At 39.8% G+C, this 26,050-nt stretch carries 36 protein-coding genes; 3 read left to right on the forward strand and 33 right to left on the reverse strand.

From position 1 onward, the window contains the following. The 27 genes from ABN217_RS06175 to ABN217_RS06305 all read right to left on the reverse strand — a co-directional run. Window positions 1–2,210 (reverse strand): phage tail tip protein J-related protein (locus tag ABN217_RS06175; protein ID WP_349459194.1); only part of this gene is annotated, 2,210 nt, incomplete at its 3' end. Next, window positions 2,210–2,608, reverse strand: coding sequence for a DUF6950 family protein (locus ABN217_RS06180; protein ID WP_311750119.1), 399 nt, complete (start codon window positions 2,606–2,608; stop codon window positions 2,210–2,212). The genes ABN217_RS06180 and ABN217_RS06175, both read right to left, overlap by 1 nt. 18 nt (window positions 2,609–2,626) lie before the next feature. Continuing rightward, window positions 2,627–3,094 (reverse strand): hypothetical protein, encoded by a 468-nt coding sequence (locus tag ABN217_RS06185; RefSeq protein WP_349459195.1) that lies wholly within the window; start codon window positions 3,092–3,094, stop codon window positions 2,627–2,629. 20 nt (window positions 3,095–3,114) lie between these two features. Next, entirely contained in the window at window positions 3,115–3,696 is a 582-nt protein-coding gene (locus tag ABN217_RS06190) for a hypothetical protein (protein ID WP_349459196.1), read from the reverse strand. Continuing rightward, on the reverse strand, window positions 3,696–4,292 hold the full coding sequence (locus tag ABN217_RS06195) for a hypothetical protein (RefSeq protein ID WP_349459197.1): 597 nt from the start codon (window positions 4,290–4,292) through the stop codon (window positions 3,696–3,698). Before ABN217_RS06195 ends, ABN217_RS06190 begins: the two co-directional genes overlap by 1 nt. Then, window positions 4,293–7,562 carry a phage tail tape measure protein gene (locus ABN217_RS06200; RefSeq protein WP_349459198.1) on the reverse strand — a complete coding sequence of 1,090 codons (3,270 nt, stop codon included), beginning with the start codon at window positions 7,560–7,562 and terminating at the stop codon, window positions 4,293–4,295. It lies immediately after the preceding gene. Window positions 7,563–7,604: 42 nt separating this feature from the next. After that, window positions 7,605–7,877: a phage tail assembly protein T gene (locus ABN217_RS06205; protein ID WP_231619365.1), complete on the reverse strand. Its 273-nt coding sequence runs from the start codon at window positions 7,875–7,877 to the stop codon at window positions 7,605–7,607. Between the two features lie 2 nt (window positions 7,878–7,879). After that, window positions 7,880–8,293 (reverse strand): hypothetical protein, encoded by a 414-nt coding sequence (locus tag ABN217_RS06210; RefSeq protein ID WP_139654074.1) that lies wholly within the window; start codon window positions 8,291–8,293, stop codon window positions 7,880–7,882. Between the two features lie 8 nt (window positions 8,294–8,301). Then, entirely contained in the window at window positions 8,302–9,003 is a 702-nt protein-coding gene (locus ABN217_RS06215) for a hypothetical protein (protein WP_349459199.1), read from the reverse strand. Window positions 9,004–9,012: 9 nt separating this feature from the next. After that, a complete protein-coding gene (gene gp17, locus ABN217_RS06220; protein ID WP_349459200.1) occupies window positions 9,013–9,375 on the reverse strand; it encodes a tail completion protein gp17 in 363 nt (120 codons plus the stop codon). Further along, window positions 9,359–9,829: an HK97-gp10 family putative phage morphogenesis protein gene (locus ABN217_RS06225; protein WP_349459201.1), complete on the reverse strand. Its 471-nt coding sequence runs from the start codon at window positions 9,827–9,829 to the stop codon at window positions 9,359–9,361. The genes gp17 and ABN217_RS06225 overlap by 17 nt, the downstream gene beginning before the upstream one ends. Next, window positions 9,822–10,151 carry a phage head closure protein gene (locus tag ABN217_RS06230; RefSeq protein ID WP_064720831.1) on the reverse strand — a complete coding sequence of 110 codons (330 nt, stop codon included), beginning with the start codon at window positions 10,149–10,151 and terminating at the stop codon, window positions 9,822–9,824. Before ABN217_RS06230 ends, ABN217_RS06225 begins: the two co-directional genes overlap by 8 nt. After that, window positions 10,148–10,450, reverse strand: coding sequence for a head-tail connector protein (locus ABN217_RS06235; protein WP_064720832.1), 303 nt, complete (start codon window positions 10,448–10,450; stop codon window positions 10,148–10,150). The genes ABN217_RS06230 and ABN217_RS06235 overlap by 4 nt, the downstream gene beginning before the upstream one ends. A 39-nt stretch (window positions 10,451–10,489) precedes the next feature. After that, window positions 10,490–11,662 carry a phage major capsid protein gene (locus ABN217_RS06240; RefSeq protein ID WP_349459202.1) on the reverse strand — a complete coding sequence of 391 codons (1,173 nt, stop codon included), beginning with the start codon at window positions 11,660–11,662 and terminating at the stop codon, window positions 10,490–10,492. A 3-nt stretch (window positions 11,663–11,665) separates the two neighbouring features. Next, window positions 11,666–12,334 carry an HK97 family phage prohead protease gene (locus ABN217_RS06245; RefSeq protein WP_349459203.1) on the reverse strand — a complete coding sequence of 223 codons (669 nt, stop codon included), beginning with the start codon at window positions 12,332–12,334 and terminating at the stop codon, window positions 11,666–11,668. A gap of 17 nt (window positions 12,335–12,351) precedes the next feature. Next, a complete protein-coding gene (locus ABN217_RS06250; RefSeq protein WP_197269971.1) occupies window positions 12,352–13,620 on the reverse strand; it encodes a phage portal protein in 1,269 nt (422 codons plus the stop codon). Further along, on the reverse strand, window positions 13,620–15,356 hold the full coding sequence (locus tag ABN217_RS06255; RefSeq protein WP_349459204.1) for a terminase large subunit: 1,737 nt from the start codon (window positions 15,354–15,356) through the stop codon (window positions 13,620–13,622). The genes ABN217_RS06250 and ABN217_RS06255 overlap by 1 nt, the downstream gene beginning before the upstream one ends. Then, the gene (locus ABN217_RS06260) at window positions 15,310–15,777 is read right to left on the reverse strand and encodes a phage terminase small subunit P27 family (RefSeq protein WP_064720837.1); all 468 of its coding nucleotides are present in this window, start codon (window positions 15,775–15,777) and stop codon (window positions 15,310–15,312) included. Before ABN217_RS06260 ends, ABN217_RS06255 begins: the two co-directional genes overlap by 47 nt. Window positions 15,778–15,904: 127 nt before the next feature. After that, entirely contained in the window at window positions 15,905–16,243 is a 339-nt protein-coding gene (locus ABN217_RS06265; protein ID WP_349459205.1) for an HNH endonuclease signature motif containing protein, read from the reverse strand. 3 nt (window positions 16,244–16,246) lie between these two features. Then, window positions 16,247–16,369, reverse strand: a complete 123-nt coding sequence (locus ABN217_RS06270) for a hypothetical protein (RefSeq protein ID WP_349459206.1) — start codon at window positions 16,367–16,369, stop codon at window positions 16,247–16,249. Between the two features lie 43 nt (window positions 16,370–16,412). Further along, window positions 16,413–16,637, reverse strand: a complete 225-nt coding sequence (locus tag ABN217_RS06275) for a hypothetical protein (protein WP_349459207.1) — start codon at window positions 16,635–16,637, stop codon at window positions 16,413–16,415. Then, window positions 16,627–16,938 (reverse strand): hypothetical protein, encoded by a 312-nt coding sequence (locus ABN217_RS06280; protein ID WP_349459208.1) that lies wholly within the window; start codon window positions 16,936–16,938, stop codon window positions 16,627–16,629. The genes ABN217_RS06275 and ABN217_RS06280 overlap by 11 nt, the downstream gene beginning before the upstream one ends. A gap of 200 nt (window positions 16,939–17,138) precedes the next feature. Beyond that, on the reverse strand, window positions 17,139–17,525 hold the full coding sequence (locus tag ABN217_RS06285; protein ID WP_349459209.1) for a hypothetical protein: 387 nt from the start codon (window positions 17,523–17,525) through the stop codon (window positions 17,139–17,141). Window positions 17,526–17,933: 408 nt separating this feature from the next. Then, entirely contained in the window at window positions 17,934–18,395 is a 462-nt protein-coding gene (locus ABN217_RS06290; protein WP_349459210.1) for a lysis protein, read from the reverse strand. Window positions 18,396–18,397: 2 nt separating this feature from the next. Next, entirely contained in the window at window positions 18,398–18,556 is a 159-nt protein-coding gene (locus ABN217_RS06295; RefSeq protein ID WP_349459211.1) for a hypothetical protein, read from the reverse strand. Beyond that, a complete protein-coding gene (locus tag ABN217_RS06300; protein WP_349459212.1) occupies window positions 18,538–19,008 on the reverse strand; it encodes a lysozyme in 471 nt (156 codons plus the stop codon). Before ABN217_RS06300 ends, ABN217_RS06295 begins: the two co-directional genes overlap by 19 nt. After that, the gene (locus tag ABN217_RS06305) at window positions 19,008–19,277 is read right to left on the reverse strand and encodes a bacteriophage protein (RefSeq protein ID WP_036904926.1); all 270 of its coding nucleotides are present in this window, start codon (window positions 19,275–19,277) and stop codon (window positions 19,008–19,010) included. The genes ABN217_RS06300 and ABN217_RS06305 overlap by 1 nt, the downstream gene beginning before the upstream one ends. 100 nt (window positions 19,278–19,377) lie before the next feature. Between ABN217_RS06305 and ABN217_RS06310 the strand changes: the two genes are divergently transcribed. Beyond that, window positions 19,378–19,788: a cysteine peptidase family C39 domain-containing protein gene (locus ABN217_RS06310; protein ID WP_349459213.1), complete on the forward strand. Its 411-nt coding sequence runs from the start codon at window positions 19,378–19,380 to the stop codon at window positions 19,786–19,788. Here ABN217_RS06310 and ABN217_RS06315 read toward each other — a convergent pair whose 3' ends face one another. The 6 genes from ABN217_RS06315 to ABN217_RS06340 form a co-directional block, all read right to left on the reverse strand. Further along, window positions 19,789–20,109, reverse strand: a complete 321-nt coding sequence (locus ABN217_RS06315) for a phiTE_015 family protein (protein WP_349459214.1) — start codon at window positions 20,107–20,109, stop codon at window positions 19,789–19,791. A gap of 138 nt (window positions 20,110–20,247) precedes the next feature. Then, on the reverse strand, window positions 20,248–21,030 hold the full coding sequence (locus tag ABN217_RS06320; protein ID WP_349459215.1) for an antitermination protein: 783 nt from the start codon (window positions 21,028–21,030) through the stop codon (window positions 20,248–20,250). Beyond that, window positions 21,030–22,004, reverse strand: a complete 975-nt coding sequence (locus tag ABN217_RS06325) for a DUF7146 domain-containing protein (protein ID WP_349459216.1) — start codon at window positions 22,002–22,004, stop codon at window positions 21,030–21,032. Before ABN217_RS06325 ends, ABN217_RS06320 begins: the two co-directional genes overlap by 1 nt. Further along, window positions 22,001–23,566 carry a DEAD/DEAH box helicase family protein gene (locus ABN217_RS06330; RefSeq protein WP_349459217.1) on the reverse strand — a complete coding sequence of 522 codons (1,566 nt, stop codon included), beginning with the start codon at window positions 23,564–23,566 and terminating at the stop codon, window positions 22,001–22,003. Before ABN217_RS06330 ends, ABN217_RS06325 begins: the two co-directional genes overlap by 4 nt. Window positions 23,567–23,822: 256 nt before the next feature. After that, entirely contained in the window at window positions 23,823–24,071 is a 249-nt protein-coding gene (locus tag ABN217_RS06335) for a hypothetical protein (RefSeq protein ID WP_083629123.1), read from the reverse strand. Beyond that, window positions 24,064–24,288, reverse strand: coding sequence for a Cro/CI family transcriptional regulator (locus ABN217_RS06340; RefSeq protein ID WP_349459218.1), 225 nt, complete (start codon window positions 24,286–24,288; stop codon window positions 24,064–24,066). The genes ABN217_RS06335 and ABN217_RS06340 overlap by 8 nt, the downstream gene beginning before the upstream one ends. A 95-nt stretch (window positions 24,289–24,383) precedes the next feature. On the opposite strand from ABN217_RS06340, the gene ABN217_RS06345 reads away from it, so the two are divergent. Together ABN217_RS06345 and ABN217_RS06350 are read left to right on the forward strand one after the other, a co-directional pair. Next, window positions 24,384–25,091, forward strand: a complete 708-nt coding sequence (locus ABN217_RS06345) for a LexA family protein (RefSeq protein WP_349459219.1) — start codon at window positions 24,384–24,386, stop codon at window positions 25,089–25,091. Between the two features lie 211 nt (window positions 25,092–25,302). Further along, on the forward strand, window positions 25,303–26,046 hold the full coding sequence (locus ABN217_RS06350; RefSeq protein ID WP_349459220.1) for a hypothetical protein: 744 nt from the start codon (window positions 25,303–25,305) through the stop codon (window positions 26,044–26,046). Window positions 26,047–26,050: the final 4 nt, after the last annotated feature.

Here is a 26,050-nt window from a genome sequence, read left to right on the forward strand (position 1 = left end):
GAGTAAATTTCTTTGACTTCCTGCGCCCATGCTTCTTCTTGAGTTGCGTTAGCTTGCCATAGCTCACTAATGCCGGCCTGAGATTCGGCATGTTTCACTAACAGCTGTCTAAGATTACGATGGCTCGTATTACTTAAAATAATCGCTGTCTCAGCATTCCAATCAAGCTTTTTATCGAGCTCTTTAAACGCGTCCGTTTCTCTAACTGTGTTATCTAAATCATCAAATATGTCGTCTGGCAATGAAACTGGAATACCCGAAGCTTCCACAAACGATGATTTGCCATAGCTGTTGATTGTCCGAACATAAAAATAATACGTATGTCCTGCTTTTAAATTCTCTTGCGTCCAGAAGTTTCCTTGGCCAACTTTGTTTGTTTTGGTGATCACCTCATTTTCAGAGAGATTGGCGAGTTTTTTCTCGCTAAACCAAAACTCAAAGGTATAACCAAAGACAGTACTATCGCCCTGTTTAGGTGATGCCGTTAAACTGAACATACCTGGCGTTATTTCAACACTGATTGGTGCTGGCGGTGCCTGAATTGCAAAATCACTAATAGCAGGCGCAGACATAGCACCAGCGACATTAATTGCTCTCACTTCGACACGATAAGTGCCTCGAGTTAAACCGTTTATATCAACACGCTCCCCCGGTACCTGAATAGACTGTATAACCTTGCCATTCTGGAGAATATTAACTGTGTTATAACGAATATCAGATGCCACGTTCTGCCATGAGATATATCCCTGAACAATGTCTGTGACAGAAAGTGGAACAAAGGCCAGATTAATGGGTGCTGCTACACCACCTGTAGGTAGTTTAGTGAATGGAGGTCTAACAAAGGGTTTACCAATCACATCCTCATATAAATAAGCGCCATCTTCTTCTAATGTAAGAGAAACACCCTCTAAAGCATGAAAGGTCCATTCAGCAATACGAAACTCAAGCCCACTAATATTTAAAGAAGGTAAATCTAATAAAACAACTTCACCGGGGCGATACGCATAACCATCCAAATTCATTGTCAGTTGAATACTTCTACCAGCTTTCTTTTTGCGCAAGTATTGTCGTGCTAGTCGCTGTGCTTGATAAGGACTGGTAACAAAGCGGTAATCAACATTTTCCCTGATTTCTAAACCATCCTCTTCTATCCATTCATTGACAATAACAGGCGTAAAATCTGTCTTGGTATAGAGTTGCTCAGCGTCAATGAAAGTACCGTACACCGCATTAGTGGCATCTTTTAGCCCCGTTTCAGGAGTACAAGTTACGGTATCAATAAGTTGTGATTCTGTAATAGTTTTCAATGCTGGCCCATAATATGCACCAACTTGAATGCCGTGTTTTCCTGCTGTAAATGTAGGCTCCGCATTAATACATTTATGCATTGCTTCCAATACACTAGATGGGCTTTCATTTAGATCATAAGCACCGTTTAATGTGTATCGACGCTCAGAGCCATTTTCAGCATCACTTACGCTTTCATCACATAAATCTGCGGATTGCTTAAAGCTCTCAAAATCAATATCGCTATCAGGAACCTTTAAATAATCTCTATAATAATCAAGAATAACTAGAGCACCATTATTCGACCATTGTGTTTCCCCTGTACGCGGATCGAAGAGTTCTTTACCCCAAATTTCACATTTCACATTGGGTAAACCATAAGGGAATTTTTCTTGGTCAAATGTGAGTGTCACACGTAACCAAGCCATACCTCGCCCAATCATATCCTCTTTCCATGATGGGCAGTTTTTTAGCATAAAGGGATCTGCATCTTCCCTATCGTTATGTAATTCCCACGAAGCCTTGTCACCAAAAGTCTCAATGAGATCATCACCAAGCCAAATTTTTCCCACCCTATCGATAGGATGCCCAGCCAAAGCAAGTGCCAGTGTGATTTTTTCATTTTCCTCTTGTTCTCCTGATTCTTCTTCAGCAAAGAAAAGCAATCCAGAAGCAACGGTTTTGCCAACAATGACCGTTTCTGACGCAGAAGGAGAGCGTAACATTTGCTTTCGTTCGCTAGTGTCACGATAATTCATTGAGGGGATTTTCGGTTTGAATATTAAAGAGCCGGCAACTTGAACAGCGATACCTGCCGACATTAACGCTATACCTAACGGCGCGGTGATCCCGCCATTGAATAACCCTGCGATCATCAACCCAGCACCAACCACTTTTGTAAGTAATCCACCACTACCGCCCATTATTCCACTCTCCACGCTTTGATAGGGTTAATTTGCACCGGCCTAACACCAATAGAAGTAACGCCCCAATAATTACCCGCCCATACTACGGCCATACTGTCACCATCATCACCTTTGAACATGACAAGATCCCCACGCTGTACAGAATCAACAGAAATAGATTTAAAATAGTGGGAAACTGCTCTATCAAGTGAGCCAAATTTAGATTTGATAAAGTTGAAGGCTTCGGCTTTGGTTTTATATTTTCCAAGAAAGGGTTTTATTGGAGAAAATCCGCATTGAGCCTTGATACATTCAGAGGCAAAAACACAACAATCAAATTCACCCCATGAAAAAGGGCGACTCATGGCCGCCCTTATGGTTTCTGGTAACTGGAGTGTCCAGTTTGGTTGTTTCATTCACCCTCGATAATTTTTTTATTTCTTTTCTTGAATTTTTTTAGGAGATAAATTATCTAACCTATCTTGTATTTGGTTAATATCTGAATTGTTCTTAATATCCATTCTATTAACTTGCCCCATAGCCATTTGGGTCTCAAACCAAGCATCAGCCCAAACTTTAATAACTTCACCTACTTCACTTATCGAAAACTTTAGTTTTACTTCTGGTGTTGTCGAATAAGAATTGCCAATAGCAAGTTGTGACATAACAGCTGTACCGGCTTCAGTTTTCTTTGAGCACAAAACTCCTGAGTCCGTTGATTCTAATACTATAAAACCTCTCTCATTACAGTAGGTGCTTAACGCATCTTTTACTGATGATTTAGTCGTATTGCTGTATACGCCTTCCGGCTTACCTGATGAAGTTACTTTCTTTAATGGTTCTTGATTAGCACACCCCGTCATGAAAAAAATAGAAAATATACAAAAAAAATATTTATACATACTTCATTACCTTATGAAAATTATTTATAAATAAACGCAGGCGCGTCTTTCTTACTACCCCAATAAATAGCCCGCTCAGCCATTTGAGCTACATAGCGAAAGATACGATCGCCATGCCTTCGAGATGACCATGATTCATCAGTAAATCTATCAGGTAAACCAATTGACCATCGTTCAAATCGATTAGAAACATTAACACAAACAGCGTTCTCTTCACCAGAAACAACACTAATTGATGAGATCTGCCCAGCAAACAATATTTCCGCTAATAGTGGCTTACCATCTTCTCCAATTGCCACTATCATTAATCGCACCTCTCTCCCTCGGCTTTGTTCATTCATCACCATACCGACAAGGGACTTGTCAAAACCAGCTAGTTTGAGCTGTAATTGAGGCGGGCTTGTTGTCTTATTTTCATTAAGTTGGCTGATTTCACCAAGACTTCCAACACCTAAATAAGTCTCTCCAGCAATAATAAGTTGACCAACACCAGTATGCGCACAAGTTATACCCGATTTTAAATCCAGTCGAGCTGCAAGCACGATATAAGCGCCTTCGTTAATTGCTTTAACCATGCTGTCAGAAAATGGATGATATTGCATTAATACAGTACCTCCTCAAAAGAAAGGGTAACATTAGAGTATCCTAGTCGGCGATGTTGAAACCTCCCTTGCTCATTATCTGATAATCGAAAAACCCCAAAAGGGGCTTTAATGATCACATCTTCGTTCAATGCAGGTGGAGTTCTGAGCATGGGAGAAATTGAAATGACAGCTCGCCCTTCGTTATCGCTAACAACATCGGCTACTACCATTTTCAACTCATTCCCAATCGTGAGGCGGTCACCCTGCTGTAAAACGCGCATATTTCGCTTCCAGCCTGATGTTTGTAAAGAGACCCCAGACTGACCGGCTAAAGCAACTTTAGGAGTTCCGTACCCTTCTTTCCCTTTTCTGATCCAGCTCGATATTCTCACTCTTCCTGACATACCATCAAGTGCAGCAACAAGAGCCTCAAGTTTACGTGATTTTTCTTCGCTTAAATTACTAAACGTTAACTCACAGCGCCAACGGCTTCCTGGGAAACGAACTGTTTGACTACTACCATTAAACGGAGAGGTGAACGTTTTACTATTACTGAGTAATTGCCAATCTTCATTAATAGGGCATACATCTTCTGGCCATGCTAAAATGTTCATCTACACTCCTAATGTTCTACGTGCAGTTCCATTACTCTGAAAATCTTGCAATATAATCGCCCTTGCTTTTTGTGCTCCAGCTTCTGTGCCTTGCTCTGCCGCTTCTTTCATTGCTTGAGCAAGAACAGCATCACCGTTACCTGTAACAGTAATTTGATTTACCACTGTGATATTAACTCCTGATGAAAATGATGTTGTGACTGGTGTTGATGGCACTTTTCCAGCTAATGAACCAACAAAACCACCAGAAGCATAGCCCTGTGTCGAATTCATCAAGCGATAAAGATTGCCGATCCCTAATTTTGCTGTCGCTTCTTTTGTGAAAACAAACTCACCACCATGAACAACGCCTTTTGGCTCAAACTTTCCACCATGCCCCGTATACCCACCATACGCAAAAAGTCCTCCTGGTCCTCCACCAGCATCACCACCGCCAGAAGCTCCGCCCATAAAAAAGCTAGTCCCGGCTTCAATCGCTTTAAAAACCAGCATTTTCATCACCATCCGAGTAATATCAGATATCACAGCATTCGCAAAATCTTTAAAGCTTCCTTTGCCTGTTAAAACAAAATCAGCTAAAGAATCAGACATATTATTCAGAGCACTAGCGGTTACATTTTTAACGTTTTCCATCACATTGGTAACGGAATCACTAAAATCTGAAAGCCCCTGATTTAAACCTTCAACAGGATCTAATTTCATTAATTCCCGTTTTTGTAATTCGGCATCAATTTTTTGCTTTGTAAGTTCGACATTGCGCTGTAAGTTTGCGAGTTCTTTATCTCCTAAATCCACACTGGCTTGCTTATACAGCAGATCAACTTCCCTCAAAGCATTTAAGCGCTCCTGTTCTGCCCTTGATTTTCCTATTAATGAGGTTTCAAACTGCATTTGCTTAACTTCTTTACCGCGATCATAAGCAAATTGAGCCACTGAATTCGCGCGAGCCATATCATCAATGGCTTTAGCTTTCTCTTTGATAGTTTCGATTGCCTTTGGATCAATCTTTAATATTTCGTCGAATTTTTCTTTATTCTTTTTGATATCAGCAAGTGCAGAATTATATTCATTAAATGAAGATGTCGTGCCATACAGTTGAATGCTCTGTCCATCTGCAATTAATGAGGCTTGTTTTTCTTGTAAATCAGAAAGGAGTTTTGTGTACTGTTTGGCATAATCAATGCTTGATCTTGGCGTTTTAGGTGGTTTGATTTTTTTAGATTGTGAGGCAAGTTGTGCGTCAATTTCAGCCTGTAACGCTTTATCATAGCCTTGCATATCAGGCGTTACTTTTCTGCTAGCGAGGACATCCTCTGCATTAAGCTTAGCCAATGCTTCGCCAGTAGCTTTGGCTTTTTCAATGGCTCGAAGAGAGGCATCTATTGATTTTTGAGCATCAGCAGATACGATAATTAAAGAGTTCGCTGAAAACTGTTGTTGCTCCTGAGTGGCTGAGCGAATAGATTGCGCTAAATTATCAAAAGCAGAACCTTGTAGATGGAGCTTACCAACCAATTCATCAGATTTTACGGAAGCATCATAAATACGGCTTGCATAAAGTGCATAAGCATTAGAAACCATGCCGTTTTTTTGGACTTCCGCGTCCATCAATGTCGCCATCTTTCCTCGTTCTATACCTAATTTTCTTTTTTCAGCCTCAAGATCAGCTGTAACTTGAATTTCCTCTTTTTGCGCTTTAAACATTCCTGAAGAGTAAGAATCAAAATCATTAGTATAGTAAAATTGTAATCCTTTATCGGCTAGATCTACCTTAGAAAGCTCGATTAACTCTTTTTGCTTCTGCGTAAGTTCGTCAATCTTTGTGGCTCTTGCATCTAAACCTTCTGCAAGTTTTACCATTGACGCCTGACGCTCAGCATCACTTAATTTCTTCAATGACTCTGTCGCAACGTCTAATGATTCAGCATACTCAAGAGCCTTTTGCCTTGATTGCTCTGCCTGTTGTTGCCACTCATAATAAGCCATTGCACCTGCAGTCAATAAGCCTGTTGCGATCCCTAATGGACCACCAAGAAAAGCAAGCGCGCCTCCAAATCCACGTCCTAATGTTGAACTGGCTCTTTGTGCTGCATTCAATCGTTGTATTGCTAACGTTTCGGCATTTGTAGCCGATACAATAATTGAAGATTGCGCTTTCATTCGCATTCTAATACTACTGCGCTGAGCTTCTGTCTGAGCTAATTGAAGTTGTGCTTGCAAAGAACGCATCTCAACACGAGCCAATTCTAACTCTGCTGTCATTTTTGCTTGCGTCGCTTTAGCTGCAATCAGGTCTTGTTGGACTTTTAATTTTGTTGCTGTAGTTTGCGCATAAGTAGCTTGAGTCCATTTTGTTATTTTTATCACAATAGCCGTAACCGCTAATGTTTCGACTACTTTCATTACTTCAGAAAAATTATTAGATAATGCAGATAACCCCATATTTAATAATTGAGTTGCACCAGTGCTTTGATTTGTTTCACCAACAAACCTCGTCATTGCAGACTGTAAATTAGTAAAGGATTGGCTAACAGTAGTAATGCTAGTGGCAAACTTTTGATCAACAGAGGCTTTCACTCGTTCTAATGATTCAATAATTTTATCTATCGAGGTTTCACCATCTTGAGCTTTTTGTTTTAACTCTCCCATACTGATCCCCATGCCTTCGGCAATAGCTTGTGCTAAACCGGGGATTTGTTCGATAACAGAGTTTAAATCTTGCCCACGTAACCGACCTGCCGCCAATGCTTGACCAAATTGTGTTAAACCCGTTGCTGCAGCTGCTGCGCTGGTTCCAGAAAGAGAGACGGCTTTAGATACCGTTTCAGTCAGTTCAGCGACTTTTTGCTGGTTAATACCTAATCGTTCTGCATTATCAGAAAAACGCTGATAAACCTGTGCCGTAGCATCCAAAGATTGGTAAGTTTTTTGAGCGATGGTATAGACGTCATTGGTTGCTTTATTTAATTCTTGAGTGCTTTTTGTAACTAACTTCAATCTGTTTTGTAAGTCCGTCCAACCATCGGCATAACTGATCACCTGATGAACAGAAAGTGCGCCTGTCACTACTTTAGCAAAGTTAGCAAATGACGAGGCTGATTTTGCTGTTTGTGATGCCATGCGTTCTTGTTGAACAGTAATAGATTGCAAACTCACGCGAACACTTTGATTGAATCGTTCTGTTTGATGCTGACTACGGTTGATTGCATTGGTGAAACTAGCCGTGTTCAGCGTTAAATCAATATTTAATGTTCCCAATGCGCCAGCCATAGAAACTCCTTAAAACAATAAAATAAAAGCCCCGCTAAGGGGCTAACGATGAGCTAAAACATTCTGAGTCACACTATCCCACTCTTCAGCTTCTGTGGGCTTTTTCTGCCACATGGGCATGAAGTCAGTTAATTGAGGTGGGGTAGATTTCGGATCGCAATTTGCTATTGCTAAAAGATGAGCCACTTGTGCTATTCGGTAATCCTCTCGCCATAAACCAAAGGGTTGTTTGCGATAAAAGGCTTCATATTCACACAAATGGCTTTCGGGCATTTGTTCTATTTCAGAAAGGGTTTTACCTAATGCCAACGACAATATTATTTGGAATTGTCGTCGGTCGGTGAGTTTTTTTCGTTACCTCCCTCCGCATTAAAAACAGCATTAGAGAACCCTTGCCCTAAGCGATTAAGACCTTTTAGGTCCTCTTCATTTTCAGCATCAAAAAGGAGTTCCCCTTTTTCATCACAGAGTTTAAAGGCAAGCATACGTGCCACATCAAACTCGTCATAAACACGGTTCACTGCTTCATTGAATTGATCAGCATCCTCTTCGTCTAAATAAATATCTTGCTCTTCTGCAAGCTTAATCTTTATTTGACGTAATTTTCGCTGAATGTAATTCATGGTGCCAACATCCAGTTCTTTAACATAAAAGGTATTATCTAGATAAGTAAAAGGAGTAATTTTAAGTGCTTGATTTAACACCAACTCACGTAATAATGCGCTTGACATAGTGCCCCTTATTTCGTTTTGCTAAGATTAGTTTTTTGTACAGAAGCTAAAGGAACATTTAAATAGTCACGACCAGACAATTTAATCGACACACCTGAGTCCATCATCTGTCCAACGCTCCCCTCAATGTTCATCCCTGTTTCTATTGAACCGAAGTAGAACATGGCGCCTTCATCGCGAGTGAGCACCATTTTTACAGCAAATTTTTCTTTGCTATTTTCATACTTCCGTAATAATCGCTGAACAGCGCTAGAGCTATACTGCAAGAAGAACGTTAATTTAATTGAGCCGTATTCAGTGTCACCCGACTCATATTCTTTGCCGTCACTACAAATTGTCGTCACATCAATTTGTTCAGTTGTTGAGCCATCTTTACTGAAGCTTTTTACGGCACAGAAATTATTTGACCATTGAATTCGTTGTGCTTTTGCTTCGGTAAAATCGGTGGGTAATGTTTTCTCGCTCCAATCCACTTCATCACACAACGTCACCTTATCACCTTCAACACTGGCGACAGGAAAACGCCCATCGAGTTCGCCTAAACCTGATAACACAATCATGTCATCAGCTTTTAATTTACTTCCTTCAATAGTGAGCGAGGCAGGAGAGAGTGTCGCAGCAGTAATGCTAACCTCTTCACCTAATCCTGTTTGAACAAACAACTTCGTGCCAAGGAAGGGAGTTGCTTTATGACTTTTTTGCTTTGCCATATCAATATCCTATTTATCTGATGAGATAATAAATTCCAGAATGAGCCGATGTAATTTGACATCGGATTCGTATTCGAAAAACGTGTTAATGCGTTGAGAAAAAGGAATGCTTTCAGTCATAACTGAGTTTATTTTCTTACGCATTACGGTGAGGTTTTTTGGGTTAGAGTCGTACACATCGAGCTGGACGCGATAATTATCAAGATCCATCTCAGCAAGCGCGTTATTCGGTGTGATGCTGGAAAACTGGATCACTAATGCGGGGTAAACCAATTTACCTTCAGGCAATACCTGAAAAAAAACCCTTTCATCGACTAGCGGTGAAAGGGCTTCCTTTAATTGATAAATCATATTATTACCTTGTTTTCTCAATTTCCTCTTTTAACGTTTGAACAATCACTTTTGCGGTGGCTTCTTTTTTAGCTTCAAAACCCGGTCTCATAAAAGGTTGAGCCGGCATCTTTGAAGTACCAAACTCAACAAACCACCAATAAAAGGGATCATTCGGGTTCAATGCTGCACTTTTTCCTGTCGCTTGTTTGAATGCAGTGATTTTTTTACCCGGTAAAGACTTTACCCAGATACGTGTTTTTGTTTGCCCGTTACGCTGTACCTTTGTTTTAGAGCGAACGTTACGCTTAATTGTTCCCTTGCGTCGATGTGGAACATCTTCTTTTAAAATAGGGACACGGCTCTTAATTTCCTTTTTTAATGTCGATGCCCCTGCATTCATTGCTTTGCGTGCGCTACGGTTTCTAACTTTGCGCGCAACTTCTTGCATTTTTCGTTGTATTTCAGGCAATCCACTGATTTTAATCTCACCCATCATTAACTCCTTCCTTGCACATCAGTTGTAGTTCTCTGTGTTGCTCTTTCGGATCAATAATTGAGATGATATCGAATACCCTTTCACCATAAACGACACGCATTGACGTGTTTATTCCTGACACATAACGAATAAGAATACGTGTGCTGGCTTCACTTTGGACTTGCTGTGCCTGAAAGTATTCACGCCCCTGATAAGGTGCAATAGATGCTCGTATTTTTGGTAAGAAATCCTCCCAAATCACTTCATTACCGCTAATTGCATCGGGTGCTAATGTTGGTTTTTGTATTTTTATATTATGACGTAATCGACCAGGATTCATTCAGCACCTCGCCAATTCCGATATTGAAATAACAACCGTTCTACCGCTTTATTTTCATATAATTGAATTTCACTTTGACTAGTTCTATGTTCAAACATATCTCCGAGCACTAAGAGCATGGCCGACTTAACTGGATGAGGAATATCTTCAGGTAATTTCCATGCTGGCTCATCACACCATCTCAAACAATAATCGAGAGCACTTTGAGCATAGAATGTGATTTGTTCATCGCGATCATTATCGTCATACTCAATATGTTGTTTTAACAATGGAAGTGAGACTACATCTAAGATATCCATAAGCAATATTAGGGAGAGTTGCCTCCCCCTGCCTGTTATTTATTTTGTTGACTTACCTTCCGCTGTTGCAAAAGAGCCTTTGATAAGTGCTTGTGGGCGATAGTGTGCTAACGCTAGACGTTCTTCACATAAAATAGTCAGCATATTTTTCACAAAGTTGTCGCGATCTTCACGACTCACTTCAATGGTTGCATCCATACGATCCCAAACTTGAGAAGCTAAATCGAATGCACCGACAGTAAATTCACCTTGTGTTTGTGCTTTTGTTGGTACAACTGGTAATCCCCACATGACATTTGAAGTAAATGCTTGAGGACCACCAAAAATATAACGCCCTTCTTTATCTTTCATTAGTGCAATGGTATGCCAGTCACGCGGGTTTAAAATAATTCCTGATGCACTAAACTCAGATTCTGTTACCTGATAAATAGCGTGGGCGATTAAGTCAGCTTGCGTGTCCCCAGTGGCATTTAGCGTGATGTCATACGCAGTTGCGACTTGGTTAACACCTGTCAGGTTATCAGCTGAACCGTCACCATTAAGCAGTTGATTTTCTTCAACTAATGCTAAACCGTATAATAAACGAGTGTTCAGGTAAGACTGCAGTTGTGCCGCATCGTCCATAACTTGGCGTGACGCTTGGATCCAGTGCGCGATAGTGATCACGTTAGTGGTTTGCTTTTCAAAAGTCAGGTCAGATTCAGGCTTTTGAGCCTTTTCTTTCACTGGAGCAGCGTTATTGGTAAATAGTTTTTCGCGAACATATTCTAGTGAATTACTAGAAATACGACCTTGCGCTAATAAATCACGAACAACGAGACGACGCATACCTGGCATGACAATACCAGGCACTTGCATCGGTTGGATTAACGGCCCCGCTGAACCTGCATCACTACCCAGTGACTTATTGAATGTTTTCACTTCATAAGACCCTGCACTACCATTCCACGACTTAATAAGCTCTTCTGATGCTCGTTCTGAGAAATCCTTTTTAGCATTTGGGTCATCAGCACTTGTCGCACCTTTTTGCTCTAAATCAAACAGGCGTTCACCCGCTTTTTTTAGTTCTTCTTGCACGGTTGTTAAATCAGTCTGTAATTGCTTTGAAATGGTTCCCGTTTCTTCAATTTGCTTTTTCTGCTCATCAAATAACTCTTTAACTTTAGTTTGTGAGTCTTCGATGGCTTTTTGAATTTGGGTTAAATCAGACATAATTTATCCTTTCAGATTAAATGAATTAATTTGGTTAATAATGGAATCTACTTGAGATTTTTGAGTGCCATCGGACTCACTCCGAATAGCTGATTTGAAGCGGGAGATGAAGCCAATCGCTTCTGATTTTGACAGACCTACTGACTCTCTCAGCCAATCTTCAATATCACGAATAGTGGATAGGCCATCGACACTTTTTAGTGACGAAACTTGAGCCTGTTCATTTGCAGGGAAAGTACAAATACTGATTTCCCGTAGCATAGAAATATTTTTAAAAATACGTCCAGAGGAAGTCACATCAAAACCCTCACGAACGCAACCAAAACCAACTGACATACCTTCCACGGTACCGTGTTTCATTGCTGCTTTTAAATCTTGAGCGCCACTATGACCAGGCGTGAGTTGCCCTCGAACAAGCAATCCTTTTGAGTCCTCTTCCATGTGTTCCCATTTACCTACTGGTAACTCCCATGCTCGATGGTTATAGAACATAGCTACTTTGCGTTTCTGATTGGCTAAAACCCCCTTAAAAGCACCGGGCAAAATAATGTCTCCATCTGAATCGGTATTACTGAATACAGATGCATACCCTTCAAAAATGCCTTGGGTTCCATCACCGGTGAATTTAATCTCTGCATCATCAAAGGCGAGTGTTTTTCTAATGTCGGACATTTTGCCCCCATAAATAATTAAGCCCCACTTTCGTGAGGCTCTTTGCTAAGTTGATTTATTGGTAAATATTGCGCTTGTCGGTATGCAACATCCCCTCCTTCAAGTGGCGGGTAGTTATCGAGCCGTCTCATTTCATTAATAGTTCTTAGACCTGATTCTCCCATCGCTTTCATGAAGGTCGCGCGAGAAGCAGAATCCCCTCTCAATAGCCCATCAAGATTGTGCTCTGCATGGTATTTACCAATATCACTCGGTTTTAAAAGCCATCTTGAAACACAATTTTCCCATCGAGAGATATAGGGTTGTAAGGTATATTGAAGAAACCCTAAGTTTTGCTGTTCAATGCCAGTTCCCCAACTCGTTGACTTTTCAACATCACCGACTAAATGAGGGGGAACACCAAAGAAACGAGCTAACTCACTGACTTGAAACTTACGCGATGCCATTGTTTCTGCATCTTGAGGGCTAACACCAATATCTTCGGCTTTAAGCCCTCCCTCCAATATCCACAATCGTTTTTTAACGGGACCACCTGCGATTTCTTTGAAATTCTCTTCAAGTTGGCCACGTTGCTCTTTATTTAATACCTTATCACCCGTTGTCAGGATTTTAGGGGACTTCGCTCCATTGGCATAAAATTCACGCTGTTGATCTTCCATCGCAACTGCCGTACTTGCTGTCTTACACGCATACGCAATGGGTGACAACCCTACCAACCCATTAAAACCAAACCCTTTTAAGTGAAAAATTTCGTGTTGTTTAAATTTCGCAAATTCATGATCTCGCTGATATTTATAAATAACATTTTTCCCCTCCATGCGGACATCCATATTGGCAGACAACAAAGGAAGCAAACTGATCACGTCACCAAATTTATTTCGCTCAATCAGTGCGTAAGCATTACCATAAAAGCAAAGCTGCATGGTCATTGCCTCTCGAAACTCCTGAGCAGTCATATATTGATTGGGTGAATATCGCAGTAATCGAGCCAATGGGTTACTTAAATCAACTTTACTTCTATTTCCTTGCTTATCCGTTTCAAAAACATCCAATGGCAAGCAGGCAGTTAACGTCGAAATCAAACTAACACAACGCCAAACCGTTGATATTTGTAATATTCTCTCATCATTTACAGAGGAATCACCAAGTGATCCTTGTGCAGAAATAACGCCTGATTGTGAACCTTGTTCAGGTGTTACTAGCCTTCCACCAACAAAGAAAGAAGCCAGACGCGCAAACCAACCATGATTAGTGCGCAAATCTATTGAATATTGTTTATCTGTCATCACATACTCAGAGGGTTAGAGAAAAAATCATCAAGGTTACCATCATCAGTAACCTCACCTTCAGCAGTACCAATTGCCATGGCTGATGCAACAACACCATCAATTCGTCCGGTACTTTTCTTTTTAGCAAAAATACGATTTTCTTTTTGATCAGCTTCTAAAACAGCAGAAGCTGCATTCCACCTCAAACAAGGATTCGCATGAATGACAATTTCTTCATCATCGATAAGTTCTTCAAATAATTCTATTGAGTGAGGCATCCATAATCCTGAGTCCTTAGCTTTGTAATATCCCTGCCCATGAGGAATAAGAGGCACAGTAACTGAAGCTTCATCTAGCTCAGGCTCAAGATATTTAATGCGATATTGGTCAAATCCAATTGCAAGCAAATTAACGTGGTGAGTTATTTCAGAGAGACGCTCTGCAACAAATTCATATTTAACTGCTTTACCCGGTGTTGTATGAACAAAGCCTTGTCTAACCCATGCATCATAAGGAACCCGGTCAGTTTTAGCTCTTTCCACTAAAGTGTCTTTGGGTGTCCAAAATTCAACATATAAGTGTTTGATGCGAGGAAAATAGAGCGCGAGCGCAGTTAAGTCTCGTGTTCCTGATAAGTCTAATCCGCCATAGCATTCTTCACCTTGTAGATCTCCCAAAGTAAAGAGTTTCTCTCTATTCATCCATGTGTCACCATTGATCCACGGATTATCTGCATCTACCCATTGGCAAAAGTTAAGACGCCGAACAATACTTTCTTTTGCTGGCATGCCTTGGGCTTGTGTGACTTGCTCACGTAAATAGCGATCCGTGAAGGTATAACCTAGAGAAGGATTTGCTTTTCCCCAACACGATTCATCTTTAAACGGGTCGTCGCCTTCATCAAGAGAACAGATATAAGAAAAGAAACTGTCATCTTCAATGGTGCTTTCAGCAACTTTTCGTCCGTACTCATGGTAGTCATAACATACGCTTGTTTTATCATGACCACTGTTTGTGATCATGAATATTAATGCTTGTCGCCGACCTTTTGTACCGGCACGCATCATTTCAACAGCAGTGTTATTGCGATGTTCATGAATTTCGTCGATAAGGGCGCAGTGTGGACGAGGGCCTGATTGCCCATCATCAGAACTAATTGGCCTAAAGAATGAGCCTGTCTTTAAAAAAGCCAAATTCCACTCTTTACCTGCACCGCCTGATTTAGTAATACGCTGACTAAGTGCTGGTGACTGATCAACCATTGCCACTGCATCACGAAATAAAATCATAGCCTGGTCTTTCTTTGTTGCTGCAGCATAAACTTCGGCGCGAGGTTCACCATCAGCAACTAAACAATAAAGGCCAACCCCACCAGCTAATGGAGACTTGCCTGAGCCTTTTCCTGACTCAACATACGCCATGCGAAATCGACGTGTACCATCTTCCATTTTCCACCCAAAGATGGAGCCGATGACAAAACATTGCCAAGGCAATAGGATAAATGGCTTCCCTTCATGCTCACCACCATTAAGTTTTAACACCTTGGCAAAGAATCCAATGGCTCGCTGTACAGCATCAACATCCCAGACTAAACCGCGCTTTTTAGCTTCATTTAGATCTTTGAGATGCCTTGCGCAAGAATTTCTGATATCAGGGCCAGCCAGTATCTTTCCACTATTAACGTCTTGAGCATATTGAGTTGCAGGATCAACCGAAGTATTGGTTGAGTGGGTCTTCCTCTTCTTCTCCACCATCTACTTTCACCTTTGAGCGAGATGCTGGCGTTAAACCAAACTCGACTAAATAACTTTTGAAACGTCGATCCGCATCAGCCAGCATCGCCACTGCGGGATTCGCTTTAATTAAAAAATCCCCTAATTGGGTTTTTGTTGTATATGTTCGACCTTCAATGGCGATGGTGTCTCGCAACTGAAGAATATCGGCATAAATATCACACAGCCTTTCTAACGCAAATACGTCAGCAATAGTCAGAACGCCCATCCCATCCAACAATAGCGTTAACTTTACCCATGCCATTTTTCCCCAGTCCGTCAAATGTTCAGGTGGGCTTGGAATTTCACGTTTAGGTTGTGGTTCTTTATCGTTAAGTTTTCTTTTCCCCGGATTACCGGTGACCACCTTCAAGTGGGTCGGTTTCGGGCGTCGTCCTGCCATCGGAACCTCCCAGAAAAAAACTTTTCATTTCGCGGTTGTGCACACAAATGACGGGGCTAGGTAATCCAAACAAAAAGATTTGAACTTTTTACCCACCCCCACCGTTATAATTACAATTGATATTACCTTACTTATTCCAGTGAGAGTTAGGATCAAGGGGAATGCCGTCAGCATTACAACCAACAACTTTTCCACTCTTTTCCATTCTCTGTTTTGTTGAGTTGTGGTGAAGGTCACATAAGCTTTGAAAGTTCTTCTTATCCCAGAATAGGGCTTGTGCTTTTGTGATAAGGGCCTTATCACCAGATTGGATTGCATCTCTAAGTCGATGCGGAATAATATGGTCAACAACTGTGGCTGCAGTAATGCGCCCTTGCTCTTTGCACATAACACAGAGCGGATGTTCATTAAGAAACGCTAATCGCACTTTAGCCCAGCGACCACCATAGACATTGCGTTTTTTCATGGTTTATTTCTGACTACACCACGTTCTGTTATTTAGTTCACTCACCGCTTGTGACCATGCTTGATGCTGAGTTTCCATTACTCTTTTTAGCTCAGTGATAGCAATATCTTGACTATTAGCTCGCATGCGTAAATCTGCCAGCTCAGCCTTAGCGTCCTGCTCTAGCTTATTACTGACAAGTACCCCCCTTGAACACAGCCGAATTAATAAGGGCATCTTTAATAAAACAATCACCTAAGCATGCAATAAAGTAATCACTGACTTGCTCTGGTTTGATATTGACCTTGATACCCACATCTTGTATCAGTTGCTTAATGCGAGTGAGTTGCTCTTCTAACTTATCTAACTCACTTGTATCTACTGAGACTTTTAATTGAATAGTGTTATCTAACATCGTTTAATCCCTCAATAACAATAGGTTCACCACCTGCAATCTTGGCCCACTTATTCTGCTCTGGAAGCAATTCTTTAAGCTGATTATCGATGTATTGAATTGATTCAATTAACACTGGAAATTCATTGCAATCAAAGAGCATATATTCATTACGCTGATCGTTGTAAGGATCCCAATATTCATTTATTAAAACGGAAATATGTTTTAACTCACATTGTCTGATTTTAATTAAAGAATGTATTCTTCTGGATAGATACACATCACGACCTATCGCATCATAGTTAATCTGATCATCTGACATAATGTTCTCCAATAAAAAAGCCACCAGCTATTAACTGATGGCTATCTATATAAACTCTATCAACGCCACTCAATGAATGACGTTTGTAGAATTAAATATGTTTATGTCTCTCCATAATAAGAAACGGTGATAATGCGACGAATTAAAAAGCCTCACTATTAAGCGAGGCTGTATTTATTTGAATAGATAGGTTTTATAAACTAAAATTCATTAGCGTATGGGAATTCAATACCTTGAACCATTTTAATCATATAATCTTCATCTTGCGCTACATCCATAGGATATGCTGAAGTATCGTCTGTTGACCAATCGTCTCTCGTGGAATTAATCACAGGAATAAAGTTATACAAAAATAATTTATTCTCCAAACAAAAAACCACGAAATAATTGTCTCGACCTAAAATAGGATCTTGTTGCCAATGACCAACAGGACCAACAGACTTTGGAAATGAACGTCGAATAACAGAAATAAGTAAAGCACCTTGATAATATTCTCCAAGCGGAGTACGTACCATCCCCTTAATTTGGTCTGAAGTTAATTCAATATATTCTTGTGCATATTTTCCATCATCTTTAATAACTAACATATTCACTACTCCTTTAGTGTTTATAATGAAGCCATCTTGCTCCACATTTTTATACTCTTGAATATTTAAGAGCACTGTTTAAATATACAGTAATTATTCTTTATAAATCTAAGAATCCTCTCAATAGGGAATGTTATTTTCTATGTTTTTTCTAAAAATTTACGTTGATTATTAACAGATTGGTTTACTGGATATTGGTAATCTAATGTTTTCACACATACTAGTGAAAGCCTTGTGGGAGCCCAAACTCACAGGGTTATTTTTATCTTGCGTTTTTATTTAGGTAAGAAATAGGTTAATCAGAATTATCAATCTGGTATATATTCTTACTTAAGCTATAGTAAGCAAGCATCACTATACTTTGATTAATATCTTGCTAGTTTGCCCATGCACCCATGCTGGGCTTTTTTAGTTCACACACTCCATTCTAATGTAATCCTGCAATCCCAATATTACTTGCTCTGATTCTGCAATTCGCTCTCTGAGTAACCAATAATTTCTGATAGCGGTGTCAGTAGGTCGGGCGGTGGTTGCATTAGCCACGCTGGGGGTGGTAACGCCTTCGGATTTTGGACACTCGGCTTTGATGTACACCCGCTTAGGGTTACGCTCACTAATATCACGCAAGCGACTAATTTCATTCTTTGCATTAACAAGCTCCTGTGTGTGTCTTGTATCAAGTTGATTTAGTCGCTCTATGCGCACTTGATAGTCAGTATTGATAGCCTTCTGCTCTTCAAGTGTTGCAGTAAGCTTTTTATTGTTTTCTGCCAGCGTGTTAATTTTTTCAGCTTGTGTATTAATCAGAACGCAACCGCTAGCAACAATCCCCACTATCACAATGACAATGTAAAGTTTCCAATGCTTCATAATTAGTACCGATGATGTGAGAGAGCTATCTGACAGCGTTTTTCTAAACTGGCTTTATCGTTAACACATGAATTATCAATTGAGAGATAAATGCCACCAGCGACTGTGATTAGTAATGAGAGGATAAAGCTGATAACGATAATTAAAGGTTTCCATGACATAGTGCTGACTCCGCATCTCTACGACTGACTAGCCCTCGCCAAACCTTTCCACCCGCATAAACCCAACGTTTCATTTCTTCACAAGCGCCATACTGATCACCTGCGTTTAATTTCTTTAGCAATGTAGAGCGTGCAAAAGCTGTGGTGCCGACATTGAAAGCGAAGGAATATAGAGAAGCTTTTGTTTTATCATCTACTGGCACTTTAACCAGGACATCAACTTGCTGTTGCGTTCTGATAAAGTCTTTCTGCAGTAATTCATCACATTCTTGCTGTGTGTATGTCTTATCTTGAATGATGTCGTTTCCAGTGTGACCATAACAAACCGTCAAAACACCTGCCACATCACGATAAGGTTCATAACGAACACCTTCAAAGTAACCAATCATTGTTAGCGCAATGCTTACCGCACCGGCACTCGCAACTGCTGCTACTTTCTGTTTTAGATTCATTAAATGTCCTTTTTAGCTTTAGTCAGCATCTCGCCAACTATCTTTTCTATGTCTTGTGGATCGCTAGAACAATTTCGATGAACTAATTCAGCAAATAACGCTGTTCGTTTCCTCTGTTCTCGCTGTGTCATAAAATAAGTTGCTAACCCAAGGAGCATGCTGAATCCCATCCCTATTACAAATCCCCATTCATAAAGTGAGAGGCTTGCAAAAAAGGCAGTTAAGCCAGCCGTTCCGTAGGTAGCATTGGTTAATTTTTCCATGCGCATATACACCCCCTACGGAGTGTCCGAGTTAATTATTTTGAAGGTTAAATATAAAAAATGCTAATCTAGTAATAATGAGATGTGAAAGGTTGGAATATCCATAATGATGTATACAAAAGTAAAACAAGAAGACAGCACAGGCTGTGGCATTGCCTGTATAGCAATGATATCAAATAAAACATATTCAGAAATTAAAGCCCTCGCTGTATGCTCACTTAGTTTTAATATCAATGGTCCTTTTTACACTAAAGCTAGTGATCTAAATCATTTAGCAGAAAAATTGCATATAACATTAGGAAAAAAAAGGGTTCCATACACTCACGGAAGAAGCTCTTTGCCAGAAAGAGCTATTCTTGCTATAAACTATAAAGAAAATACAGATACTTGGCATTGGGTAGTATATTTCAAACATAATGGTCAAATTTTCATTCTTGACCCAAATTCAAAACATGAAGTTAGAAAAGATATTGATAGAGTTTTAAATAATACAAAATGGTATATAAAGATAAAGTAACTATTTTTCAGATATACTTACTTGTTGAGCCATTATATGCCTACGGCAATCTTCAATGCCTTCGTTATAACCCGCATCATAAAAACCATCTGGTTTTTCTTTAAGATTAGGAAGGATTACTTTCATTTTTTTCTTAGCATCAGTAGCGCCAGCGCAGTAAATTTCCCAGAGTAACTGAGTACCAGGATTTGAATATTTAGAAACGGTTTCACGCTCTAGAAGAAATTGGAGAGATGTATCTTTTTCTCTTTCCAGATCAATAGTCTTCACCTTTCTTTTTACTTCTCTTTCAAATAACTCCTGCAACCTGATTAAATCCATCTTAAATCCTATATAAAAAGACCTGCAAAAGTGAGGTCTTGATAAAATTTAGTGTGGTTGAGTAATAAATCGCCCACTATTTAAAGATAATAAGGCAATCTTATTCAAAACGCAACTTTTCACTGTTTGTATAACCAGTTATTTTGTAACCTTGTTGAATATTGCATCCGCGCTACTCTCTTCACTAAAACATTTGCTGATTAACTTCTCATAGAACGGTTTCCAGTTACGAGACCATGTTGGTTGGGTTAACTCAGGTACTATGTGTCTTATTGCCTGATATGCTACTGAAGAAGGCATTCTCTTATAACCACGACCTGAGCAACGAGGACAATTTTTAAACGCAGGAATACCACCTTGTAACTCCGTTTGCTTTTCATCTAAAACCTTTCCGCGCCCTTTACAGCGACAGCGATAAGTTAACTTTCCTTTTCCATTGCAGGTTTTGCATAACTCACCAACTTTTTCTTTTTCAGTCCAAGGCTCAATGACGACAGTTCCATCAATACTTGCTTTCCCCTGATATTTGACTACATCCTTGCGACTGTAAATTAACCCTTTTCCTGCACACGCTGAACACTCACAAACCGAACCCGCTGAACGGGCATAATCTTCAAAGGCCATTTTTGAGAGGATTACTAAACAGTAACCCAATTTATTACCCGCCGATTTTGCCACCAGCTTAGGGGTAACTTTAAGTGCATACCGTGTTAACTGCTCTACGGTGCTGAACTTGTCCTCTTCGCTCACATCATTCTTAGCAAAAAAAGCAGACATACCAAATTTAGCGCGATGTTCTGTCATTCCTAATGCCCCAGCGCTATCCATTCCTTTCAATCTGTCAGGAGAAGTAGAGCAAGAACTGTCACTGAATGTAGGTGACTTAGGATAAAATTGTTTTAGTGCTGATTCGAGTTTCATTACGCCACTTCCTTATGTTGTCTTGAAAATACTAACTCTCTTACTTCACAGGCTTCGGTAAGCATATCGTTAAAGTCACCTCGATCTGGCCATCTCACACTGACCATTTCTACATCATTATTAGAAAGTAGGTTTTTATGTGCACACTCCATAGCGGCTGCGTGACCTGCTGCATTCCAATCCATATCTGTAAAGATAACAAGATGGGTAACACCCTTTGGTGCTTTGAATTTCTTCATAAAATTGGTATTGATAACCGACCAAGTATTGACACCATAGAGTTGCTTACAAGAGAGTGCGGTTTCAATACCTTCAGCAATGCCAAGTGTGGTATCGACAGGAAACATTCTTATCGCGACAGATTCTGCATACTCTAAATAGTTATCTTCCTGCACCGCGGTCATTTTCTTCACAACATCAAGAGGGGCTTTTTTGTCTCCTTGTAAATATGTTCTGTGTAAATAACAAAGTTGCCCCTTAGCATCAGTAGCTAGTGACCAAATAGCTTGAAATTTGTCAGAACTATTACGAACAGGTTGATGATCACAATAACGAACATTATCCGTAGGTAATTCAAAAACACCTCGATTCTGTAAATACTGCATGGCGGGTGTGTTTTTCAGTATGGGTAGTTTGGAATAACAACCCGTGATACGTTGAAATAAATTTCCTTTTGGTTTTTCTTTTGTTGTCGGTATTTCTTTTTCTCGGTGATTACCAATCAATACATCAATTTCATCTGCTAATGTTTTAAAGTCTTTACCTTGTGTTCTTTCCAGTAATTGAAAACCGTTACCCGAACCACACGTACAAATGTAAGTTCCTCGCCCATCTTTATCATCGATACGAAACTTTCCTTTTTGTCCGCAGATAGGGCACTTGCCTTTAAAGTGCTTACGCCCCGTTATAGGAGGTAATCCATAATGTGCAAATATTTTTTCCCATAGCCCTTTTACGGCATCAATTGTATTCACAGTAAACCTCCTTGCTGTGGCTGGTGGCTAATTTGGGTACGTAGATTTTGAATATTGACTTGCGCCTTCTTGCGAGATTTAGCAAAGGCGATTTGTTTGTATTTAATAAAGTTGCTCACTTCGGGTGTAATTTCTTGTGGTGTGTCATGAAAACCTTGTGGCCATACACCAAATTTGTCTTTGAAAGTATTGGATACCCAACCATCGCTGATCGGCTTGCCCTGTGTCGCACGCTGATTCTGGTAGTATTTCAATTGAGACCACCAGCTTTGCTTATCTTCACGGGTATAAGTGCGCTCTTTTTTATTCAACTTTTTGATGTTTCGGCTAGTATCAACATCAATATCTTCACCGACTAAAGGTTTGAATCCGCATTTAGGGCAAACATAAACACCTGCTGGCTTCATGTAGTGACAAGAGGGGCATTCTTTCGGTTTCTTCTCGCGCTTTTCTTGCTCCCTGCTAGACGAAGATTCACTCATACCGTCGTTTTTGGTAGGCAGTTCGTCATATTCAATATCGTCGGGATAACCTAAACGGTGAACAGAACCGGAGTGATCGAAAATAAGGCAAGTTTCTTTCCCTGGTGCAGTACGCAATCCTCTTCCAATCGCCTGACACCAACGAATCTCTGATTTAGTTGGGCGAGCGTAAATAATGCAACGGACATCACTATCAAAGCCGGCAATCAATGTTCCCACACTTACAAGCACCTTGGTCGCGCCTTGCTCAAACCGATGAATAATGATCTGACGCTCATCATGTGGCGTATCTGCGGTGATCACCTCAGCATTCACACCTGCACGGTTGAACTCGACGGTGACAAAATTGGCATGACTGACTGTGACACAAAAGCAAATCGTAGGTAGATTTCGTCCATTCACAAGCCAGTTATCAACAATATCCCCCACCAAATCAGCACCACTCATAATTTCAGCAATTTCAGCTTCTTTGTAATCACTGCCGAATTCTGCGTTGCTGGACGATTTCACTTTTGATAAATCGGGTTTAGTCGGTGCGTAAAACTCGTATGAGCTTAAATCACCACGTTTTATTAACTCTTTCATCGTGGTAGGCTTGATTAGTGTTTCGTAGTAATGACCAAGGAATGGCGCAAAAGGCGTACCAGACAAACCAATTACCTTGAATTCACTTTCACTGATCACTTCTAATATTTTCTTACGGCGTAAATGCGCCTCATCGATAATGAGTAAATCGATGCTGTCTGGAAAATCTCTACGAATAACGGTATCTGCTGATGTGATTTGAATTAAACGAGTCGGATCATAATTAGGGTGATCACGCCATACATAACTAATCTCTTCTGCTGGCAAACCATACTCAATAAAGCGACTGGCTGTTTGATCAATCAAAATTGTGTAAGGAACAAGAAACATCACTCTCATTCCACGCTGAATATGTCCATCAGTAATAAACGCAGCTAATGCCGTTTTTCCGCTTCCTGTTGGGCTATAAATCATGAATGTTCTATTTTGCTTCCATGCCTGACGTAACATCGTCAATCCGCGTTCCTGTGCAAAATTTGGTGTGATTGTTAACATCGGTTTCCTCATTTGATAATTAGCACTGCCAAAGGAAGGGATTTATTTTTATCTGGACGTCTAAACGGCTGTTGGTCTTTTAACTCCTATAGAGATCTATATTTAAGATCTACTCACTCCCTTGGCTGTGCCTTCCCTAACACCCCTTTTAAAGATCACCCCCCTTTCCCCCCTAGAAAGTTTTCCCCTCTTCCCCAGAAAACAATCTAGACGGCTAAACGTCTTAACTTCCGATACCTCCTAAATTTAATTACTGCTAAATCGATAACGGCTTTGCTGTATACCCTTGCATTGCTCTCTGATAACGCTTTATGAACTCTCTTAATCTGACGTTAGCTTCATGACGAGCTTTGTTGTCTTTACGGTAGGGAACTTGTTCTCGTTCCCATTCCGTTTGATACACTTCTGAATATTTAACTAATGCCTTCTGTCTCATGCTTGGACTTAACTTCGTAAGTTGTTCCTGAATCCACTTGGCATCATCAGGAAAGTAGTGTTCAGGCATCGGCATGTTGACTTGGTGCACCTAATTGCTCCTTGATTTTGTTTGGAAATGGCTTTATTTCTTCAGCTTCATACCCTCCTAAGCCATTAGTGGAAATGTAAATAATTCGCCCTTTTCGTAAAGCTTGGCTAATTGCAGTTTGATGTACGCCAAGTAGCTCTGCAGTTCTTCCTTGCCCATTTTTTCTAACAAACTCGGATAAAAGTTCTTTTTGCATTTAATACCTCCACAAACAGAATAATACTATAGATATTATTATAATCAATACCTACAGTATTGGAATATTAATATTAATAGTATTAGGATGTATTCATGAAATTAGAGAAAAAACTGACGACAGAACAGCTTGAAGACTGCTATAGGTTGAAAGCTTTGTATGAGTTAAAGAAAAAAGAGCTTAATCTAACTCAGCAGCAAATAGCTGATGAACTAGATATTAGTCAAGGAGCCGTTGGCCATTATCTTAATGGGCGAAATGCTCTTAACTTACAAATTGCCTCTGTTTTTGCTAAAAAACTACAAGTATCAATATCTGAGTTTAGCCCATCCTTAGCTAAAGAAATAACAGAGTTATCAAAAGGATTTGATGCAAATGTTAGTAATCCAAGACCTTATAGACCAGCTCCTAAATACCCCGTTATTAGCTTTGTTCAGGCGGGGAATTGGACTGAGGCTTGTGAACCATATACGTTGAGTGAGATTGACGAATGGTATGAGTCTGAAGTTGCTATTCAGGGATCTGCTTTTTGGCTTAAAGTTGAAGGTGATTCAATGACAGCCCCAGCTGGAGTAAGTATTCCAGAGGGATCGCTAGTTCTTGTTGATACAGGAAGAGAGCCTATAAATGGAAGTTTGGTGATAGCTAAATTGACTGAAACAAATGAAGCAACATTCAAAAAACTTGTTATGGATGGCGCCAAATATCTTAAAGCACTGAACCCAGCTTACCCAGTTATTACGATCAATGGCAACTGTAAGATCATTGGTGTTGTTGTTCAGATGATGATGCGTTTTGTGTGATGCTTTAAGATGTGTGGTTGGTAAATTCGATACGCCTTAGTGGTGATATATACTGAATATAACCTCAGTGTTTTACCGGGGGGCGTATTATACATACAAAAGTATGGGGAGCAAGGAAAAATGTTGACTTGCAAAAGCTAAACTCTCATTATGGACACAATTATCTTTTATTTTGCACTATTCTAATTTATAAAAAGTGAGATGGTAAGCTATGTTACAACCAGAATCTAAGGCAAATGAATTATTAGAGATGTTAGTAGATTCTATGCTCACAGGTAAATTAAATCTTCTACCTTTAGAGGTTATGAGGATTAAGAAAGAGATAGATAAATTACCAGACCCTATTTTTAAACTTTATCTAAAAGGTACTATCGGTATTCTTACGGGTAAGAATTTAACAGAGTCAATGTCACTATGTGAAAGAGCCATTAACATGGATAAGTCTTCATCTTTTTATTGGAGTAATTACATAGTTACATTAAGAAACTTTGGTTTTTTGAAAAAACACTATGAATTTATAGAGGAAACTTCTCATTTAATGAGCTTTTCCCCTAAGAGAGTTGGTTACGAGTTATTTATGTCTGGTATCTTTTTACTACGTACAGATTTATCTGAATTTGCTATATCTACATTAGATAAAATGGATATATCATTAAGCGATATCGGTTTAGATGATAGCAATATAGCCACCCTTAATTTGATATATGAAAATCCAGAAAAAATAGCAAAACTTAAACCAATGGTAAGTTGCCTGCTTGATGTGGTCGATAAACAATATACTGGTACTATTCTATCATCTATAAAAAAGTATCCTGATGGCACAATATGTTATGTTTTCATGGCTGATTTAAGTATAGATATGGTTTCAACTTTAAATGATAGACTTTTTGATAAACTATATGAAAAAGATCTATTATCAAGCGACATCTGTGTTTACATTGACTCTAAGGAATGATTTA

Origin of the sequence: Proteus sp. fly-1067 (assembly GCF_040139345.1) — a bacterium.
Taxonomy (GTDB): domain Bacteria; phylum Pseudomonadota; class Gammaproteobacteria; order Enterobacterales; family Enterobacteriaceae; genus Proteus; species Proteus vulgaris_B.